The organism is Cardinium endosymbiont of Philonthus spinipes (genome assembly GCF_964030745.1).
Taxonomy (GTDB): domain Bacteria; phylum Bacteroidota; class Bacteroidia; order Cytophagales; family Amoebophilaceae; genus Cardinium.
This window is the reverse complement of the sequence record NZ_OZ034918.1, coordinates 33,722-53,872: the sequence shown is the minus strand read 5'-3', so window position 1 is coordinate 53,872 and position 20,151 is coordinate 33,722. Positions and strand designations below refer to the sequence as shown.

Annotated in this window: 15 protein-coding genes; 9 read left to right on the top strand and 6 right to left on the bottom strand. The window is 39.1% G+C overall.

What is annotated here, in order from left to right; translation table 11 throughout:
• Nucleotides 1–305: 305 nt before the first annotated feature.
• Both AAHM81_RS00230 and AAHM81_RS00225 read right to left on the bottom strand, forming a co-directional pair.
• Nucleotides 306–806, bottom strand: coding sequence for a hypothetical protein (locus AAHM81_RS00230; RefSeq protein WP_342265373.1), 501 nt, complete (start codon nt 804–806; stop codon nt 306–308).
• Nucleotides 807–840: 34 nt separating this feature from the next.
• On the bottom strand, nt 841–1,563 hold the full coding sequence (locus AAHM81_RS00225) for a hypothetical protein (protein ID WP_342265372.1): 723 nt from the start codon (nt 1,561–1,563) through the stop codon (nt 841–843).
• A 372-nt stretch (nt 1,564–1,935) separates the two neighbouring features.
• On the opposite strand from AAHM81_RS00225, the gene mfd reads away from it, so the two are divergent.
• From mfd to AAHM81_RS00205, 4 genes are all read left to right on the top strand, one after another.
• Entirely contained in the window at nt 1,936–5,271 is a 3,336-nt protein-coding gene (gene mfd, locus AAHM81_RS00220; protein ID WP_342265371.1) for a transcription-repair coupling factor, read from the top strand.
• 305 nt (nt 5,272–5,576) lie between these two features.
• Nucleotides 5,577–6,155 carry an ankyrin repeat domain-containing protein gene (locus AAHM81_RS00215; RefSeq protein ID WP_342265370.1) on the top strand — a complete coding sequence of 193 codons (579 nt, stop codon included), beginning with the start codon at nt 5,577–5,579 and terminating at the stop codon, nt 6,153–6,155.
• A gap of 197 nt (nt 6,156–6,352) precedes the next feature.
• Nucleotides 6,353–6,676 carry an Asp-tRNA(Asn)/Glu-tRNA(Gln) amidotransferase subunit GatC gene (gatC, locus tag AAHM81_RS00210; protein ID WP_342265369.1) on the top strand — a complete coding sequence of 108 codons (324 nt, stop codon included), beginning with the start codon at nt 6,353–6,355 and terminating at the stop codon, nt 6,674–6,676.
• A gap of 19 nt (nt 6,677–6,695) precedes the next feature.
• The gene (locus tag AAHM81_RS00205) at nt 6,696–7,739 is read left to right on the top strand and encodes a lysylphosphatidylglycerol synthase transmembrane domain-containing protein (protein WP_342265368.1); all 1,044 of its coding nucleotides are present in this window, start codon (nt 6,696–6,698) and stop codon (nt 7,737–7,739) included.
• A 9-nt stretch (nt 7,740–7,748) separates the two neighbouring features.
• Here the strand turns inward: AAHM81_RS00205 and AAHM81_RS00200 are convergent, their stop codons facing one another.
• On the bottom strand, nt 7,749–8,345 hold the full coding sequence (locus AAHM81_RS00200) for a phospholipase D-like domain-containing protein (RefSeq protein WP_342265367.1): 597 nt from the start codon (nt 8,343–8,345) through the stop codon (nt 7,749–7,751).
• A gap of 59 nt (nt 8,346–8,404) precedes the next feature.
• Complete coding sequence (locus AAHM81_RS00195) at nt 8,405–10,402, bottom strand: hypothetical protein (protein ID WP_342265366.1); 1,998 nt, start codon at nt 10,400–10,402, stop codon at nt 8,405–8,407.
• Between the two features lie 372 nt (nt 10,403–10,774).
• On the opposite strand from AAHM81_RS00195, the gene AAHM81_RS00190 reads away from it, so the two are divergent.
• The 3 genes from AAHM81_RS00190 (at nt 10,775) to AAHM81_RS00180 (ending at nt 15,376) form a co-directional block, all read left to right on the top strand.
• The gene (locus AAHM81_RS00190; RefSeq protein WP_342265365.1) at nt 10,775–13,369 is read left to right on the top strand and encodes an ATP-dependent Clp protease ATP-binding subunit; all 2,595 of its coding nucleotides are present in this window, start codon (nt 10,775–10,777) and stop codon (nt 13,367–13,369) included.
• 23 nt (nt 13,370–13,392) lie between these two features.
• Entirely contained in the window at nt 13,393–14,436 is a 1,044-nt protein-coding gene (locus AAHM81_RS00185) for a hypothetical protein (RefSeq protein WP_342265364.1), read from the top strand.
• 223 nt (nt 14,437–14,659) lie between these two features.
• On the top strand, nt 14,660–15,376 hold the full coding sequence (locus tag AAHM81_RS00180) for a hypothetical protein (RefSeq protein ID WP_342265363.1): 717 nt from the start codon (nt 14,660–14,662) through the stop codon (nt 15,374–15,376).
• A gap of 52 nt (nt 15,377–15,428) precedes the next feature.
• On the opposite strand, the gene AAHM81_RS00175 is transcribed toward AAHM81_RS00180, so the two are convergent.
• On the bottom strand, nt 15,429–15,578 hold the full coding sequence (locus AAHM81_RS00175; protein ID WP_342265362.1) for a hypothetical protein: 150 nt from the start codon (nt 15,576–15,578) through the stop codon (nt 15,429–15,431).
• A gap of 191 nt (nt 15,579–15,769) precedes the next feature.
• Between AAHM81_RS00175 and AAHM81_RS00170 the strand changes: the two genes are divergently transcribed.
• Together AAHM81_RS00170 and tnpC are read left to right on the top strand one after the other, a co-directional pair.
• The gene (locus tag AAHM81_RS00170) at nt 15,770–16,885 is read left to right on the top strand and encodes a hypothetical protein (protein WP_342265361.1); all 1,116 of its coding nucleotides are present in this window, start codon (nt 15,770–15,772) and stop codon (nt 16,883–16,885) included.
• Between the two features lie 230 nt (nt 16,886–17,115).
• On the top strand, nt 17,116–18,561 hold the full coding sequence (tnpC, locus tag AAHM81_RS00165; protein ID WP_342265360.1) for an IS66 family transposase: 1,446 nt from the start codon (nt 17,116–17,118) through the stop codon (nt 18,559–18,561).
• 151 nt (nt 18,562–18,712) lie between these two features.
• Here tnpC and AAHM81_RS00160 read toward each other — a convergent pair whose 3' ends face one another.
• Nucleotides 18,713–20,056, bottom strand: coding sequence for an IS110 family transposase (locus tag AAHM81_RS00160; protein WP_342265359.1), 1,344 nt, complete (start codon nt 20,054–20,056; stop codon nt 18,713–18,715).
• Nucleotides 20,057–20,151: the final 95 nt, after the last annotated feature.

The window sequence follows — 20,151 nt, the reverse complement described above, 5'->3', positions numbered from 1 at the left end:
ATCGTAAACTCAGCCCGCAAACGGGCTTCAAACAGACGATTTTCTAATCCGCTAAAAAACATATCGCTCAGCTGTTAGTGTTTTACTAGAGCGCCATTTTTTATCGAAGGAGACGCGGGGCGGGTACTTGGTCAGCTATTTGCTTTTTCAGAAAAACGTAATCACAGTGATGAATGGATACTCACGAAAAGCTAGAAAAAACGTATTTTCTGCCACAGTGGTGAATAGATGCTAGCCGCTTGCTTTTTTAGAAAAACGTAGCCATGGTGATGAATCGATGCAATTTTTTATCGATGGCTAGTAGCTTAATAAGATTTTTTAGATGGATTATTAAGGTTTTCTTCCAACAAGTCAGGCGGCTTGAGCGCATGAATGGATTTTTCTACTGTTTCGAGTTGCTCTATCATTTTTGAATATTTGTCTATGTCACTGAATAGTTCTTCTTTAACATTTTCTAATGTTTTTATTTCTTCGTTTATTTTTTCCATTTTTTCCATTTCGTTTTGTATACATTCTAATAACTTTGTACAAATTTCGTTTGCCGTTATTAGCGCATCCCGTACTGTGACTTCCTGCCCTTGGATTACTGCTTTAATAGAAGATGAGCCACCTATTTCGTTTATAGCTATTTGAAGTGATTGCAGACTTTCTCGAACCATTTTTGCTACGCTAGTCAACGGCATAATGTTTGCTATCTTTGCCCCCTTCATGTCTGGATGTTTCTGTAAAAACTTTTTTACGCTATTTTCATAAGCAGCTATTTCATCTTTTTCATCTTTAAGGATTAACAGCGTACCATCTATCATTTCTTCCCATTGTTGTGCAGGTATGATGTGGTTTTTACTTTTGGCTTCTTCGACAGTTTGTTCTATATCTTGAACTACTCCTTGAGAGATTTGGACTTTTTGTGATGCTAATTTGATTGTTGTTATACTCCCTAACAGCCAGTAACGTTTTTAACGCTCTATATTCACTTAATTCGTTCTGGTTTGCATGAATAATCTTCACTATTTCTGCTCCGACATCTTGCTTGAAGCTTTCTTCTCCTTCTAACTCTTTTGTTAAGGCAAGAAAATAGGTATAGTTGCTTAACTTTTCCTCGAACGTTCTTTCTAACACTTTTTTTAACGCTACCAATTCTTCATCTGATTTAATTTTTGATATTAAAGCTAGAAATAGTTGTCTAGACCTAAGTATTGGAGTGAACGCTGCAGATGCTAGCTTATATACTGCTTCGAAGCTATTTTCCATTTGGGGTGGTTGCATGACTTGGCTACCACTACCATTACCAGCATGGCTGCCGACAATATCTGGTAGTGTAGACACTTTTTCATTTGGGCTTAAAGGAGCATTAGTGGTATGAACAGCATGGCTACTGATAATATCTGGTGATGTAGACACTTTTTCCGGTCTATGGGTTGGTGGATCAACCTTTGACTCTAAAGCTTCTATCAGAGGTCCTGGAAGTTCTGCAAATGTACTCCCTCTGCATAGACTTGAACTTAAGATAAAGGAATACAATAAAAGTGTTATGCGTAAATTGCTTCTGTCCTGCTTAGCCACCTGATTATGCTTGGTTTAATGAATTAATATACGATTATCAATCGATAAATAATAGAATGCCAGATCAAAAAAGGACCGACTCAGTTGTTGTATTGTTTAGAAAAATTACTTAATTAACCCACTTGCATAATTATGCAACACCCTTGAGCAGCTATCGATCGTATGGCAAAAGCAAAAGGAAAAAACAGCATAAGCCCTACCAAAGCGATGCACTGATCACTAGACCTTCTGCAAAAGCTATAGTGCTCGACTGCGCTTCTCCTAAAAATTGCTGATCAAAAATAGCTTTTGCAGAAGGTCTACTATCTTTTTAAAAAAGTATTTGTAGCTTTGCGTTGGACGTAATCTTTATAGTTAACCTTTATTCTAATCTTGCAGATCAACGATTTTATAACGCTGTACAAAAAAAACGAAGTTGTAACCAAGCTTACAAACTACCTAAAGCAAAAGCCAAAAAATATTCATTTACAGGGGCTGCAAGGTAGCTTAGATGCGTTACTGATTGCAGCGTTGCAACAAAATTGCAGCCAGTTGCAGCTGGTTGTGATGGAAAATAAAGAAGAAGCATTGGCTATTTATGGGGATTTAATCCATTTATTGCCTGCCCATTCTGTGTTGCTTTTGCCCAGTTTAGAACAAAAAGACGATAAATATAAAACGATTCAAAACAAACGATCTGCTATCATACATGCTATAAGCGAAAGCCAATCTGCTCCATTGGTGGTCACCCACATAGCCGCACTTTTAGAAAAGATCGTCGCGCCCTCCCTGGTTGCTGCTATGGGTTATAAAATAGAGGTAGGCCAAACCTTATCGATGCAAACGTTGGAAAATACCCTTGGGCAACAAGGATTTACAAAAGTGGATTTTGTCTATAGTACAGGCCAGTTTGCTATACGGGGCGGCATTATGGATATTTATGCGATAAACCAATCGTTTCCCTATCGAGTAGAACTATGGGGTGATCAAGTGTCTACCATCCGCATTTTTGACCCTAAAGACCAAAAATCTTTTAAAAAGACCAATATAGCAACTATTTTGCCCCATAGCCCTCTTTCGCAAACGATTTGTAATGAGCAATTGACTTACACCTCCTTTGCCGCTTGCCTACCCACAGGGAGTTGTATCTGGATAAAAAATAAAAAAAAGATTTTAGAAGCATCGCCAACCAATAGCTCCCTTGCACAAGCGACTTGTGATAAGCAAGTTTTAGGAACAGCCCGGTCGAGCACTGTAACCCCAGACACGGTGGAAAGCTTTATGGAATCCATTGTGCCCTTTCACCAAATTCTATTTGGACCAGAACCTAGCCTAGTTGCAGATGGTGACCTTGTATTATTATATAATGCTGAAAAACAGCCATTTTTTAAGCAAAACTTTAGTCTTCTGGCGCATGACCTCTGCGAAAGGGATCAGCAAGGCTACGATGTATACATTACAGCTGCTTCGGAGGGGCAATTTGCTCGGCTGACTACTATTTTAGAAGCCCAAGCATCCAAAACAGCTTTTAGCCCTTTGCTGCTGAGTTTGCGAGAAGGTTACATAGACCATACAGCAAAAATAGTCTGCTATAGTGACCATCAAATTTTTAACAGATACTATAGGTACCAACCGCCCAAACAGCATTCCACAACAGAAACCCTACTCGATGATGTATACAGGAAGCTAGAAATTGGTGATTATGTAGTCCACAGCGATTATGGTATTGGCCGTTTTTCTGGATTACATTCCTTACCCATCAATAACCACCAACAAGAAGCCATTCGACTGATCTATAAAAACAACGATATTGTCTACGTAAACGTACACGAACTATACAAAATCAGCAAATATACCAGTAAAGATGGTATAACGCCTAGTATGCATACATTGGGCACTTCTGCCTGGCAACGCAAGAAAAATAGCGTCAAAAAACAGATCAAAGACATTGCCAAAGAATTGATTACACTCTATGCAGAACGCAAAAAAACGATAGGGTTTTCGTTTGGAGAAGACACCTTATTAGATGCAGAGCTGGCCGCTTCTTTCTGCTATGAGGAAACCCCAGACCAAGCAATGGCTATTGCTGCTGTTAAAGAAGACATGGAACGTCCTACTCCAATGGATCGACTGGTATGTGGTGATGTAGGGTTTGGTAAAACAGAGATCGCCATTCGTGCCGCTTTTAAAGCAGCAGAACATGGCAAACAAGTGGCTGTACTGGTACCTACTACTATCCTAGCGCTGCAACACTATAACTCTTTTATCAATAGGCTTGCCGGTTTTCCTGTACATGTAAGCTATATCAATCGATTTAAAACCAAACAAGAAATCGAACAGACGCTCTCTGATACAGCTTCTGGAAAGGTAGATATTTTAATTGGTACCCATAAGTTGCTCACCAATGGCGTCAAGTTTAAAGATTTAGGGCTGTTGATTATTGATGAAGAACAGAAATTTGGTGTAAGTGCCAAAGAAAGGCTCAAGAAGATGCGTTTGAATGTGGATACCCTAACCCTAACCGCTACGCCTATTCCACGTACCCTCCATTTTTCTCTGATGGGGGCAAGGGATTTAAGTATCCTCACTACCCCTCCTACCAATAGACTGCCTGTTCAAACAAGCGTGCACCGTTTCGATGATAGGTTGATTAAAACAGCGATAGAAGATGAAATAGCACGTGGCGGGCAAGTCTTTTTTGTGCACAATAGGGTAAGCAATATCAACGCGATCGCACAAAATTTATCAGACTTACTGCCTACCGCACGAATCTGTATCGCCCATGGGCAAATGGCGGGATCCATGTTGGAGGAAAAAATACTGCAGTTTATAGTAGGACGCTACGATATACTGGTTGCCACTAGTATTATAGAGTCTGGAATGGATATGCCCAATGTCAATACCATTATCATCAATGACAGCCATCTTTTGGGCCTTTCTGATTTACATCAAATGCGTGGAAGGGTGGGACGGTCTAATGTGCAAGCTTTTTGCCACCTATTGATTCCAACAGATGTAACCCTTACACCAGAAGCTAAACTAAGACTGGCTGCATTAGAAGAATTTTCAGAATTAGGCGATGGCTTTAAATTGGCTATGAGAGATCTAGATATACGTGGTGCAGGCGACCTACTGGGTGCATCGCAAAGTGGATTTATATCAGACATTGGTTTTGAAACCTATTGTAAAATATTAGAAGAAGCGGTAGACGAGGTAAAACATAATGACTTTAAAACATTGTTTGAAACAAGGACACCATACAATGAATGTTCCATTGAAACCGACTATGAAGCGCTTTTACCACCTGAATATGTCCAAAGTACAACACAGCGGATGACCCTTTATACCAGGTTAAATGAGCTTAAAAACATGAACCAATTCATTCAATTTAAAGAAGAGCTGATAGATAGATTTGGTCCATTGCCTGTTGCTACAGAGACGCTATTGGAAACGGTACAGCTCCGATGGGAAGGAGAACGCATTGGGTTTCAAAAAATTTCATTTAAAGGTCAACGTTTACATTGTTACCTAGGCGCTGATTTTCAAAAAAAGCATTCGAATATGTGGGACAACATTATGTGCTATATGCAACAACACCCAACCTGTTGTCAGCTAAGAAAGCTGGGACAAAACCTCATGCTGATCATTACTGGACAGATCCATAGTATCGCCTCAGCGAGCAATCTATTGGCGTCCATAAGAACGCCTGATGTGGATAGCTCCAGATAAGCACTATACTAGTTTTTGTTTATTATTTGGTTAATTGAACCAAAAAATTGCATGAAAATTCGCTCTTTTTTTGTTTATTTCGGAATAGACCCCTTTTAGGACCTAAGACCTTCTGCAAAACCTATTTGTGATCAGCAATTTTTAGGAGAAGCGTAGTTGAGCACCGCAGAATACTAGATGTATTTGAGGAGCATAGACAAGCTTCGACACCAAAATTGCCATTAGAAATAGCTTTTGCAGAAGGTCTCTATTTGTGATGCGTAGAAGTAGCATTGCAAAAGAAGTCTATTTTATTGACATACCCGATGCACCATATAACTGTATACCTTATTATAATCTTTTGCTCCTTACAAGCCAGTAGTTGTCTATCCTCTAAAAGACAACCAAAAGAGACTTCTCTGGCCTCAGCTATCTCAGCTATTAAACAAGGTAAACCTGAAAAAGTTCCCATATATGTGCGTAACAATCCAGCTATACTCAATAGTAGCGATGAAAATGGTTGTACGCTCTTACATTGGGCCGCTTACTGTGATACAACAGGTGTGAGCACTGAAAACTTACTTGACAGCGGTGCACCAATAGATGCGAAAGATAAGGATGGTCGAACAGCTTTTGATTGGGCATACGAAGGGGCTAATGCATCTGCTATGCAACAGTTGATTAAAAAAGCAATAGCCTTAGGGAGGCTAACGCTCCGGGGACAAGATGGAAAAACCTTACTGCACTATGCAGCTGCGTTAGACCATAAGGAGAGTAATGCACTAGTTAAGCGCCTATTGGCATTAGGATTGGACCCAAATCTGCAAGATAACTATGGCCGCAACCCGTTATGCTATGCTCAAAGGAACGATATACTTACTCTGCTATATAGCGTAACGCACTAGGCGCTATTGTTTCAAACGCTGATCCTGGTCTATGCGCGTCTATAGTTGCATATGGCTAGATTGCTCGATTACGACTATGCCTAAAAACTGTGCACTATCGACCAGCCCTCTTTTGAAGGCTAGTCGATAGCTATTTTGTTCTATTAAATTTATAAAGTAACTTTAGCTTTGGTAAAAATTTTTTATTTAGTCTGTAGATGATTATTGATAACGACCTTTTAGATAAACTGGCCTACCTTTGCCGTCTTGAATTACCGCCGCATGAACGAGACACGATGCTTCATGACTTAAACGCAATGGTAGATTGGGTAAAGCAATTGGACGAGCTTGATGTGGACAACAATATTGTTTTAGAAGCATCTGCTAAGTTGGAGTCTACTAGTTTGCGTCCAGATGTTGCATCAAATTTACTTTCACACGAGCAAGCCTTAACCCTTGCACCCAGCAGTGATTCAAATTATTTTAGGGTTCCTGCTGTAAAGGGGATAACAGCACATACAGACTTAGCCGACCCAAGTTAAATTAATTACTTAAACGCGTATGGATGCTCAAGAAGCACTTAAAACATTAAATGTTAAAAAAGTATGGTTCCCTATATTATGTGGACTAGCCATTACAGGTTTTTTATTTTATAGGTCTGGTAAAATTTCACTTGAAATAGTGGCACTATTAAGTGAACCCAATTGGAACTATTTGGCTATGGCGCTCTGCTCTATTTTGCTCCGAGAAGTGGGTCATATTTACAGGCTACGTATCTTGAGCAATAGCAGTTTACCTTGGACGAGTTGTTTCTATATTGCCATCCTCTGGGAATTTGGCACTGCTGTAACACCATCGGTAGTAGGCGGAGGTCTGGTGGCTATTTTTCTTTTATCTAAAGAAGGATTGTCACTGGGTAGATCTATTGCCTATATTGTTGTGACTGGGATTATGGATAATCTTTTTTTTCTGTTAGCTGGAACATTGGGTTTTACAGGCGCATATGAACCAATTTTTTCCATGGCAGGCCCATTAAGCAGTAGTATAAAGGCCTTCTTTTTTGTTATCTATACGTTTTTTTTGGTCTATAACTTGGTTATGATCATTGGTGTTTTTATCAACCCCAAGCTATTAAAATGGATTTTAATCCATGTGACCAGTATTGGTTTCTTAAAGCGATGGCGCAGATCTGCTTACCAGCTTAGCAAGGACATTATGATTACTTCACATGAGTTTAAGGGAAAACCTCCTCTTTTTTGGTATAAAATAGTGCTCTGTACCTTTTTAACCTGGATGGTTCGATACATTTTGATCAATTGTTTGATGGCAGCTTATTGTCCTATTTCTTTAGGCCAGCACCTAGCCATTTGGGGCAGACAGATTGTGATGTGGGCACTGATGTTGGTGCCTGTTTCTCCAGGTGGGAGTGGCATTGCAGAATTTTGGTTTCAGAAATTTTTTGATCCTATGTTGGGCGACTATACCTTATTGATCGCATTGCTATGGCGTATATGCACTTTTTATCTCTACTTAATTTTAGGGGCCATGTTGTTACCTAAATGGATTCAACGAAAATTTAAAAACAAATCATCTCAATCGTCTTAGTTTTGTAGTTTAATGGTTGCGTATAAATTTTAATCTTTCTCCAGCTGCTGCCCTTACATACCAATTGTTTTTAAACTTTCTATTGATATGTTTTCCTGTTATCATCACTAGGTTTTCTGCATTTCTCGTTTGTGCACCATGTGTCCAGTTAAAAGAACCTGTAAGGACATATGCATCATCAATAATCATAACTTTATTATGGGCATAACCAACTGTTTTGTCAACTATAATAGGAATGCCATGTTGCAATAACCAACCTACTTTACTGCCTCTTGTAGTCTGCGCATCTTTGTCTATCAATACCTGCACTCCTACCCTATTTTGATGCGCTTGGATCAGTGCATCAGCAATCCTATGCGAGGTGATCACATAGGCCTGCACAAGAATTAATGATTTCGCAGATAGAATCTTAGCCACAATAAGGTCCATACAAGGATCTTGCGGTGTAAACCAAGCTTGTATATCTAAATCAGCATCAGATCGATTGCAAGTATGGCAAGCGGTATAATTTACCAATAGACTGCTAAAGGCAATAACAACAGTTCCTAAAAGCTGAGTACACGAATGGGAGATACGAGGCAATTTTAGAATGGTAGTTTTTTTCATGAATATTGCTAATGTACTAAATAGAGGTCATTACTCGAACAGGTTTACCTGTATCTTCTTTAAAAATTAACCAAAAGTTGTATGGCCCCATCGTGCTTACCGCCACTGCGAGGAGCACTTTTGATTTTGCTTACCCCTATTTTAGAAAGATCCTCAACAAAATATATAAAAGTATATTTAATTTCCAAACGAACCGACCCTATAGGCCGCCAACAGACCAACCAAGTAGTAGCTATGCCATTACCATAACAGGGATGAAACTGTGTACCACTATATAGTGGATTAGGTAAATAAACGTATAACCTAGTAGCATAGTTTTGGGTTTTAAAATAAATTGCTTTGCAAGAAACTTGCCATTTGCTTACTTTCCATTTTTGCGTGCTGGCCAACGCATAACCATGATGGGTTTGCCCTAAAAAAGTATAACGGGTATATTGTAGTGCTGCATCGGCCCACCAATAATGGGTAAGTTTGTGATCTATTTTACACTTAAAACTGTTTTGAGTAGCGTGCTCAATTTTTGCTAGGCAATCTGCTTCCTTTGGCTTATTACGCGGGTTTTTATCTAGCTTATGCTGCATGACCAACATGGTTGTACGATTCCATATATGGTGAGAACGTGTCCTAAAACGATGGCCACTACTAGCTATGGCCAGCTGTGGCTTAGGGAATAAGGTAGCAAAAAAGTGGCCACTGGTTACAAGTTGCCAGCTGGGTAAAGGTGTAAGCTGTAAACAGACATACCCCCCTTTTTCATTAGAAGGATCTGTCATATAGCGTTTAAAGCCATGGCCATAAGGCGTGCATAATCCCTTACCATAGTAATACAATGCACCGGAAAGGTCTATATAACGGGAAAGGCTGATCATACATCCTGTGATGAACGCTTGCCCTTTCTTAGCCCTAGTAGCATTGGGAAGCGTAAGCCCTGCCTCACCAAATATGATCCAATTTTTGCATAGCAAGCGGTAAAATAAACCAATAGCTGATTGTGACCAATAGGGAGCTGAGGAGACTTCTCTTTTTACAATAGGTATATCGTAATGGTTATAGAGTAGATTCATACCTATTTCTGTTTGGTTTCTATTGAATTGCTTGCGTATGGTGCAGCCAATAACTTGCTCATGAACGGTCCCTTTTTTGGCTAGATTATGGGCGGTATCATACTTACCAATGCAATCTATTCGATTGGTATAGAGCTTATTTTGTGTATTCAGTTTCAGAATGGCATCTAGGTTATGGTTTGCATAGAATCCTGTTACTTCAATAGGTCCCAGATCAGATGTAATGGCTATACCACGCAATCCAATACGCCTAATGCCTTTATAAGGACGAATGCCCAGGCTGTTAGAACGAATGATAGAATGGATCGAATCCCCGGTGTGGATATAACCTGCACTGAGTAGCAAACCCTGTCCATAGCCAATTTGGTAGTCACCCACTACCATCCGTTTAATATATTTTTTATTATCTACCATGATAAAAATAGACCATAGGTTAAATCCATAACGGTAGGTAGAATGATCCCAGCAAAAAGACTCACCTGGTTGTTTTCTAGCAGTAATGCTCCATGCGATATCACTGAAATGGTTACAAGAAACCTGAACCGTATATTTATCTAACCCTCCTAAGGTAGATGACTGATTATCAGATATTTGGCTTCGTGCAGGGGTATAACGAAATAAAAAATAGTTAGGTTTACTGGTATTGATTTTCAATTCATTCGATGGTAAATGGTAGCTTTCTATTACATAGACAAACGGTAAAAGCAAAGTGATGGTGGTTAAGTCAAAATCAGGAATAGCCTGTAGCTCGTATTTAGAATAGAACGGGCCGGTGGCAGCCAAATGGTTGAAATAATTTTTTATTTGGTTATTAGATAAAATACCCAATGCTGCCAATGCTTCCGCTGTTACCTTATTCAAATCTAACGGCGCAGCGTAGGCCTCTCGAAGAGCTTGTTTAATACACTGGAAATCCTCTTCTTCGGTAAAATTTTGCCGCTGGTAGATTACGCTTACATAATCATCAAAGGAAAGCAAATGAGGTAGCGCCATCGGGAAAGCTGTAAAAGCTTTCTGAATCAGCAGTATGAAAATAAAATATCTACCCACTTTTGCCTGGTTGATGCTACCCTAAAATACTCAGCTGCTTTTGCATAGGTATGTTTGTATAGTCAGTGCTTTATTAATTAAAAGTAAGGTATTAATTTTCTAATTTTTTTTAATCGATTTTGTAGATAACTTATTGGGGTAAATACAGAGCCTTCTACAAGGCTCACTAACAGTACCCGTAAGATCGGTAGGCATGTCCATGGTGATCACATATGTATCGTCTTGTTTTTCTATTGCATAACCATCTTAAACAGTTTTACAAAAAACCATTATATTTATTTCCGGGTAGTAAATCAACGATTGATATAAAACATTATGGACTTTGGAAAATATACCATTAAAGCGCAAGAAGCCATACAAGGCGCTATAGCGGTTGCGCAAGCCAATCAACAGCTTACTATTGAAAATGGTCATTTACTAAAGGCTATTTTAAGCAGCAATGAAGCACACGTTACCTTTCTTACCAAACAACTTCAAGTGGCCTTAATGCCGCTAGAGCAAGCATTAGATCAACTCATTCAAACCTATCCCAAAGCCTCTGGGCAACAGCCTTATTTATCGCCGAATATGGATGGTACGCTTCGTGGAGCAGAAAGGTATAAAGCACAACTAGGTGATGACTTTATTGCAGTAGACCACTTGCTTTTAAGCCTCTGTGCAGGTAAAGACCAGGTAGCAGCGTTGATGAAAAAACACGGCATAGAAGAACAACCCTTGTTGCAGGCCATTCAAGCCTTACGGGGTACCCATAAAGTTGCTGATCCTAGTGCAGAGTCCAAATACAGATCGCTGGAGCGTTACGCAAAAAATTTAAATCAACTGGTTAAGGAGGGCAAAATAGATCCAGTAATTGGGCGTGATGAAGAATCGAGAAGAACCGTACAAATTATTTCACGTAGGACCAAAAGCAACCCCCTATTAATTGGAGAACCTGGTGTGGGTAAAACAGCTATTGTGGAAGGGTTGGCGCAAAGAATTGTCTCTGGTGATGTCCCTGAAAACGTCAAGTCTAAAATTATTTTTGCATTAGACCTGGGCCTTTTGATTGCTGGTGCCAAATACAAAGGTGAGTTTGAGGAACGGCTTAAAGCTGTTATTAAAGAAGTAGTGGATTCTAATGGGGAGTTTATTCTTTTTATTGATGAAATCCATATGCTTATTGGGGCAGGTGCCTCTGGAGAGGGTGCCATGGATGCTGCTAATTTACTCAAACCAGCGCTTGCGCGTGGAGAACTACATGCTATCGGCGCTACTACCCTAAAGGAATATCAAAAGTATATAGAGAAAGATAAAGCGCTAGAAAGAAGATTCCAGGTGATTATGGTAGACGAACCAAGTCAGGAGCAGGCTGTTTCTATTATACGAGGCATAAAGCCAAAATATGAGTTGCATCATGGCATACACATTAAAGATAGTGCCGTTACAGCCACTGTACGGCTCTCTGATCGTTACCTACCAGGCTTTCTACCTGATAAGGCTATAGATGTCATGGATGAAGCTGCTGCTAAAAAGCGCATTGATTTGGATGCTATTCCTGTGGATTTAGATCAAATCCAGCGCAAAATTACCGAATTAGAAATTGAAAGAGAGGCGATTCGAAAAGAAAAAGATACCGCCAAGCTGGAAGCATTGTCTAAAACCATTGCAGCGCTAAATGAAAAAAGGAACCTCCTAAAAGCAAAATGGGAACACGACAAATCGATTATTCAGGGTATTGGCATACAGAAAAAACAGATTGAACAGCTACGTTTAGATGCTGAACAAGCTGAACGTCATTTTGACTATGGCAAGGTGGCTGAAATTCGATATGGCCGACTGATAGAAGCAGAAAAAAAACTCAAAGCCTTACAAGAACAGGTAGCAGCCCTACGTGATACCAATCCACTGTTTAACGAAGAGGTTACGCAAGAAGATATTGCTCAAATCATAGCACAGCGGACTGGCATTCCTGTTTCTAAAATGCTACAAGATGAGCGCGAAAAACTATTACACTTAGAGGCTGTACTGGCTGAGCGTGTTGCAGGCCAAGCAGAAGCTATTCAAGTTATTGCCGACTCAGTACGCAGAAGCCGTGCTGAATTACAAGATCCCCGTAAGCCTATTGGCTCTTTTATCTTTTTAGGGACTACTGGAGTAGGTAAAACTGAATTAGCCAAAGCACTTGCACAATTTTTATTCAACGATGAACAAGCTATGATTCGCATAGATATGTCTGAATATCAAGAAAAACATTCAGTTAGTCGGTTGATTGGTGCGCCACCTGGCTACATAGGATATGACGAAGGTGGCCAGCTTACAGAAGCGGTACGTACCAAACCCTATTCCGTAATTCTATTAGATGAAATAGAAAAAGCCCATCCAGATGTTTTTAATATTTTGCTCCAAGTATTGGATGATGGTAGGCTAACAGACAACAAAGGTAGAACAGCAAATTTTAAAAATACCATTATTATTATGACGAGTAATATGGGTGCACACCTTATTCAAAGTCGATTTGCTGGTATTGAAGATATCCCTGCCCAAGAGGTACTAGCAGAGACAAAAGAAGCAATCATACAATTGCTCCAAAACCAGATGCGGCCAGAGTTTTTAAATCGAGTAGATGAAATCATTATGTTTAATCCACTTTCCAAAAAAGTTATTAAAGATATTGTAGATATTCAGATAACAAAACTTCAGGCAGATCTAGCAAAGAATGGTATCATGATCCGGATGGATGAGGGACTTATGGACTACCTATCACAAGAAGGCTATAGCTTGCAATTTGGTGCAAGGCCCCTTAAGCGTTTGATACAACGTGTCATACTCAATGCATTGTCTAAAGAATTGCTAGCTGGACACGTTACCAAAGCGCAACCCATTGACATTGGTTACGATCAAGGACGAGTAGTTTTCTCAAATGGCCAGTAAGTGATTAGGAGCAATCATACATTATGAATAGACCCACTTTAGACCAACCACCTACTTTTGCGGTGTTGCTATTGCATGGTTTATACGCCCAGGCAGATGAGCTAAAAGCCATTGCAGCAGCATTGCATAAGAGGTTTGGAAAAGTAGTGCTAATCATTCAGCCAACATGTAGGGTCCGGTTCAAGTCTGTTATACGGCCTATCGCGCAACAAGCAGCAGACCTGCTTAGACATATAGCGCTTAATCTCATGCACTACAACCAAGATTTACAATCTTTTCCACTCATTATCATCGGTTATAGTCAAGGAGGGGTACTGGCCTGTACCTTAGGACAATCCTATAAAAATCAGCTTAACATAGTTGGCATCATTACCCTTAATGCCCCCCTCATGGGCACACCGTTGCTGGAACGCAGCTGTAGTGATGTGCAAGCATTTATAGCCCATGCAAAAACGGGATTACAGCTTATTGACTATCCACTTTTTAGGATGAAGTGGAGTATGACCCTACAAGCATGGATGCGCCTCCTTACACGGCCAGGCTGGATGCCTCTACATGGCTTAAAAGATATATTCCCTAATAGTCCATGTATAAAAGAGATATGTAGCTTCCTAGAGGTGAACAGAGAGATCCCTTGTTTGCTCATTGCTACGCATCAGAATGATTTTTCTGCTCTATTCCATATTAAAACAGTTGGCCAACATAAGAAGATAGAAGCATTAAATGATGCTTATGCCCTATTGATTACTGGTCAAAAAGGTGGAAGACACGATACCTTGATTCCTCTAGCCAGTCAATTAGCCAGCGAAGACTGCCTAAATACACTGATGCTTACAGATATAAAAAATTCAAGCCATGACTATGCACCTATCACGTGGCCCCATCGCCCGCAAGTAAAAGGCCGTATGTATAAGGGAATACTCCATGCAAGCAATTTAATAGCTATAGACCCTAATTTATTTGTAGACCAGTGTGAAACAGTGCTTTACGCCGATTTAGTCTTATCTGATATCATTCAATTTATTGAACAATCAGTACAAAGCGCTGGCGCCAGCCTATTATACTAAAACCCTATATACCCTTGATCAGACGAGTAAAAGAGATACAAGCTACATTTGAGCAACATACACAACCCCCACCTACTATACCTCAACACTACCATTAGGTATCAAGTTTCAATAAAAGTTTAATAAAAATTTGGAAAATACATATAAATATATTACTATCACTTGGTTGCAAGTTAACCTAATAAATAGAAGCCTGTATTTTAATTTTTTTCTAATTAATCCCATGTTAAAATTTAGCCCCCAAAAACACATTTTTTTTATGGTCGTCTGTGCGCTTTATAGTTGTCAGCAATATTATCGGATGCGAATGGGTAATAAGGAAACATGCCAAGCCCATACAAGCTCCTCAAACGCTGGGTATGATCGGCTAAAATCTTTTCCTTCTACAGAAAGTGGGCCCATCGAAGCTAACTTAAAAGAAGACACTAAACATAAACAGTTCGAATGTTCTCCCCCCAAATTTTATATCATATTAGTGCCTAGTCCAGAGGCAAGTGTCTCTACAACTGAAAAGACGAAGCAAGAACTGGAAAAAAAATTTGGAAAAGATGCCAGGGTCTTTCAAATAAAATCTCTAGAGGATACTAAAACAACAGATCTGAGCGGAGAATGGCAAGTAGAAAAAATACATCAAGAAATATTACTTTTATTAGATCATAGCTTTAAGTTGCAGGATTTAACAAAAGCTGAAGCCGACAAATATCTTAAAGTACCAATTCATATATTTGGCTGGGATCGGGTTAGCTTAATGGATCATATTAAAGGACCAAACCTTATAGCAGCAACATTCAATTGTGTATTTAATATCAAAACACTATCTGTGGCAAGTGTAGTGGACAATCCAGATACAGCTCAAGATAACTATATAGGGTATTTTAGTGGTGATGAAGACAAAATTATATCGGATTATATAGCCTTTTTAAGGAAACAACAAGATTAAATATTCTATCTTATGAAATTACCTGTAGAGGCAATAGTGTAAACTTAAGAAGTCAACTGATTAATGGTATCTGTTCAACACTATGGTCATAGTGATAAAATGCCCCTGTAAAAAGTTTCGAAATAGAAGCCACCCCTTGCAGATGATTGGGAAAAACAGCTTCCTTTGAAGCCCGCGCAGCGGGCGACTTCTGTTTTTCCATCTGTAAGGGGTGGCTTCCGGAACTTTTTGCCGAGGGCTTGATTTTTTGTCCACTTTTTTATCAAGAAAAAAGTGGAATACAATTCATTATTAACCAGTGACGTGAATAGATACGATTAATGAACTCGTCTATAAGCATAATGTTGTTTTAATCCAATGTTAAAATTTAGCCTTAAAAAATACTTTTTTTTCATGGTAGCTTGCGCACTCTATAGTTGTCAGCAATCTTATCGGACAGAAATGGGTTCTCGTTTCGCTAAGCAAGCATGTCCAGACATAAATTTTTTGGAAACTGAGGTAGGGCATGATCTACCTAAATGTGTTATTGTAGCATTACATGGCCTTAATATGGATGCTTCTGAAATGGATGAGATCACGAAAGCAGCCAAGGAAGAGTTGGGTGAAAATATTGAGATCATGCAACCAAAATGTAGAGAGGGGTGGGTATCAGTACGTCTATCTATAGATAAGCAAGCAAAAAAAGTGGTTGAAGAAATAAAAGAAGCATTACGCGATAGATATCCCCAATATTCAGAAGAAGAACATAGCGCTATACCAATCAATTTATTTGGCTATAGCCAGGGTGGATTAGTCGCTTGTATTTTAGCAGCTAAATATAGGGATATCCTCAATATTAGCACGATCATTTGTGCGCTTACCCCGCTAAATGGAACACAAATATTTGAAAATAATAAATCTAATTTAGATAAGTTTAACAAAAAAGCAGCACCAGGATTACAAGCCATAGGTCATCCTAAGACTTCACTGATCCAACCAAAAATCCTAGGAACAATACTAAACACTCCTGTTATTAAGACAGCTTCCCATGCTGTTTTTCAAGGCATAAGGGACATGTGTAAAGGTTCCAAGTGCATAGCAGATGTAACAACATTTATACGTAACGACAAGCACGATACCCCTATCCCTATACTACTCATAGGTAGCTCCATACCTAATTTAGCTGAATATTTTGCTTATGATGAGCAGAAAGATCAGGCCAAAGTTGATGCACTCACTACAGCCTTATCAGAATTAATTACTGGGCGAACGTATGGAGAACATGATTTTTTGATTGATACAGGCAGTCAGTTATGTAGAGGCACTAGCTTTGAAAACCTTGCTACTTCTAAAGATGACGCTGTTTACCATAGTAATGTAGAAATACATATTGCTGAGGGGCTATTCCATTGTTGCAATTTCACCGCAATACTGTCTGATTTTGAAGTGCACTATAATTGCAAATCAGTATTTGACTCTAAGGAAACTATAGCAGTTATGATGCAGTTTTTAAAGCAGCACAATGGCTAAAATATGTATCTATTCACCACTGTGGCAGAAAATACGTTTTTTCTAGCTTTTCACGAGTATCCATTCATCACTGTGATTACGTTTTTCTGAAAAAGCAAATAGCTGACCAAGTACCCGTCCCGCGTCTCCTTCGATAAAGTAACGATTCAGCGGTGTGGTTTTTTAGGGTTGCAAAATCTCAAATAACTTTTTAAGTTTAGTTTTCTTTAGTTTCATTCCACATCAAAGAGATGGATTCTTTATCCTCGATAGTTATTTCCTTACAATCAGAAATTAGCCTTCTCAAATCGAGTATTAGCGTGCTAGAGGCAGATAATGCCGCATTGCGTGGAGAGATTGCAGTATTAACCGCTAACAATAGTTCTTTAAAAGAAGTTATTACCTCTCTATCGGCCGCCAATAAATCTTTAAGTGAAGAAAATTGCAAATTAAAAGACAAGTTAGGTCTCACCTCTAAAACTTCCTCGATTCCTAGTTCCAAGGAATTATATAAGATCAAGCGTAATAAAGTAAAAAGCACACGTAACAGAGGCGGTCAACCTGGCCATCCAGGTACTACCCGTACCAAGCTGTTAGCAGATGAAGTTATTGAGTTATCTATTTCAGATTCATGTTCCTGTGGTGGTCATGTATCGATGGCTGCCAAGCCTTATATTCATCAAAAAATAGATATTCCGGAGATCAAGCCACATGTAATCAATTATCATGTGCACCATGGACGTTGCAGACAATGTGGCAAACGCCATACTGCTTCTCTTCCTCAAGGTGTTACCTCAGATACCTTTGGTCCTAGAATTAAATCAGTGATTAGTTCCCTAACAGGCTTTTATAAAAACTCGAAGCAGGAAGTTCGCCATATATTAAAAGATATTTTTAACCTTGATATCAGTCTTGGTAGCATCTCTAATAGCGAAGGAAGGGTAGCCTCTAAGTGTCAATCAGCCTACCAATCAATAGAAGCAGCCATTAGAGCAAGTCAGGTACTACATATAGACGAAACTGGTCATTTTAATAGTGGTAAACTAGGTTGGTGCTGGATTTTTACTAATCCTATGGTTACCCTCCTTAAACTAACAAAATCCAGAAGTAAGAAAATTTTAGAAAGTAGTGGATTAAAACCTAAGAAACAGATTATTGTTAGTGATAGATATGCGGCCTACAATTACTTTCCACCTACCCATCGGCAACTCTGTTGGTCACACTTAGCCAGAGATTTTGAAAGATTTGCTCATAGTTGCCATAGTGGCGTTAAAGTATTGGGTTTTTATTTAAAAAAGATGGCTAGTGAACTATTTTCCTTACATCGAGCCTTTGCCAAAGATACTATAGAGCTGTTTACCTTTTTAAGACGCATTAGAAAATTGCGTAAACGGATCTGGTATGGCCTAAAAGCTATTGCTAGCACACCAGGGGCGGTCCAGGCTAATCGAGTAGCCAGAAATATCATGAGAGCAGAGCCTATGCTGTGGAAATTTTGCAAAGATCCACTAAACATTCCCCTGACTAATAACTTGGCCGAAAGACAAATCAGGCATTACGTCCTATATCGTAAAAACTGCTACTTTACGCAATCCGAACGGGGCAATAGATTCGTAGAGCGAATCATCTCTTTGTACCTAACCTGGAGACAACAAAACCTAAATCCTTTCAAACAACTCCAAAATATTATTGCCTAAAAACCACACCCCTGAAAGGATACTCGATAAAAAAATGGCGCTCTAGTAAAAGACTAACCCCTGAGCGGTATATTTTTCAGCGGATTAGAAAATCGTCTGTTTGAAGCCCGCTTGCGGGCTGAGTTCACGATTTTCCCGCTTCTAAGAAACTTCAAGTACATGTTTCCGTTTGGTCTACCATTACATAGCCCAATTCTTTTGCTTTTGTGATTAAATATTTTAGGGTCCTTTCTTTGTATTTTTTTTCATAATGTTCTATTCCTTTATCGACATAGCCTTTCCCAAATTTTAGCATGTTATAAAAAGTACTCGCTATTTTTCTTGCCGTAGCAGTAATCGCTTTAGGGGCCCCTAATCGGGTTTTCATTCTTCTACCATATGCCCCAAGGGCACTTTTACTATTTAATGCTGCTTGTGCTGCCATTCTAAAGGCATTTGCAGCACGATTAATTACTTTACGTGTTCTTGTACTTATTACTTTTTCTCCTGTTATTCTATTGGAAGGACTTAAACCTAGCCATGAAGAAAAATGTTTGTCTGTTGGCCATTTATGCGGGTTCATACCAACTTCTGAAACAATAGTTTGTACTGTTAAAGTGCTAAGGCCAGGAATTGTCGTAAAATCAACGCCTGTTACGCGATATAATTCTTCATGCAGACCAAACTGCGGCTTGTTTTTTGTAGAAGTAGCTTTGCTTTTAATACAAGGTGGGCCTGAATCAGATTTTGTCTCAAATTGTTTATAATAATCTGCAATAGCTTTATCACATTCTGCTATTGCTTCCTGATATATAAGGTATAGCCTATGCTCCTGCCTTAGAGAAAATAGATGCTCTGCTCTATAGTCTCCTGTCAGGGCTTTTGCAATCGTAGCCTCATCGCTTTTAATTCTACAGTCTTTTAATGAAGCCAATTTAGCAGCGTTGCGCTCGCCTGACAGTATCGATTCGATAATCCGAATACCTGTCACACCCGTAATATCTCTTATTACTTTGTGTAATTGAAGATTCATTTGAGACAGTGCTTTTTGCATACGATTAATATGAATAGCTGCTGTTTTGACCAGACTTTCTCTTTGTCTAATGTAGCTACGTAAGACACAGATCTCATCATCTGGCCTAAAAGAGCCTTGGAGTAGACCATAGCTATGTAATTGTTGTAACCACTGACAATCTTGTACATCTGACTTCCTACCAGGAACATTTTTTACATGTTTTGCATTCACTAATAGAACACTAAAACCATAAGAATCCAATATTTGGAATAACGGAATCCAGTAAACTCCGGTTGATTCCATAGCTACTGTGGTCACTTCACAGGCTTGCAACCATTTTGCTAAATTATGGAGATCTTCTGTAAAGCACTTAAATTTTTGGACTCTTTGTTCACACCTGCCTTCAGGTACACATACATAATGTATTTCCGAACCTATATCAATACCTGCTGCGTTAGGATGAATAATGTGCAATGATTCTCTTTTTTTTCCTTTTTGCATGACAGTATGCTATTTATATAATTTGAGGCCGTTGCAATAGACCTTTACGATTTGCCATAAAAAGTATCTTTTTATTTTTTAGAAGAAGGTAAAAA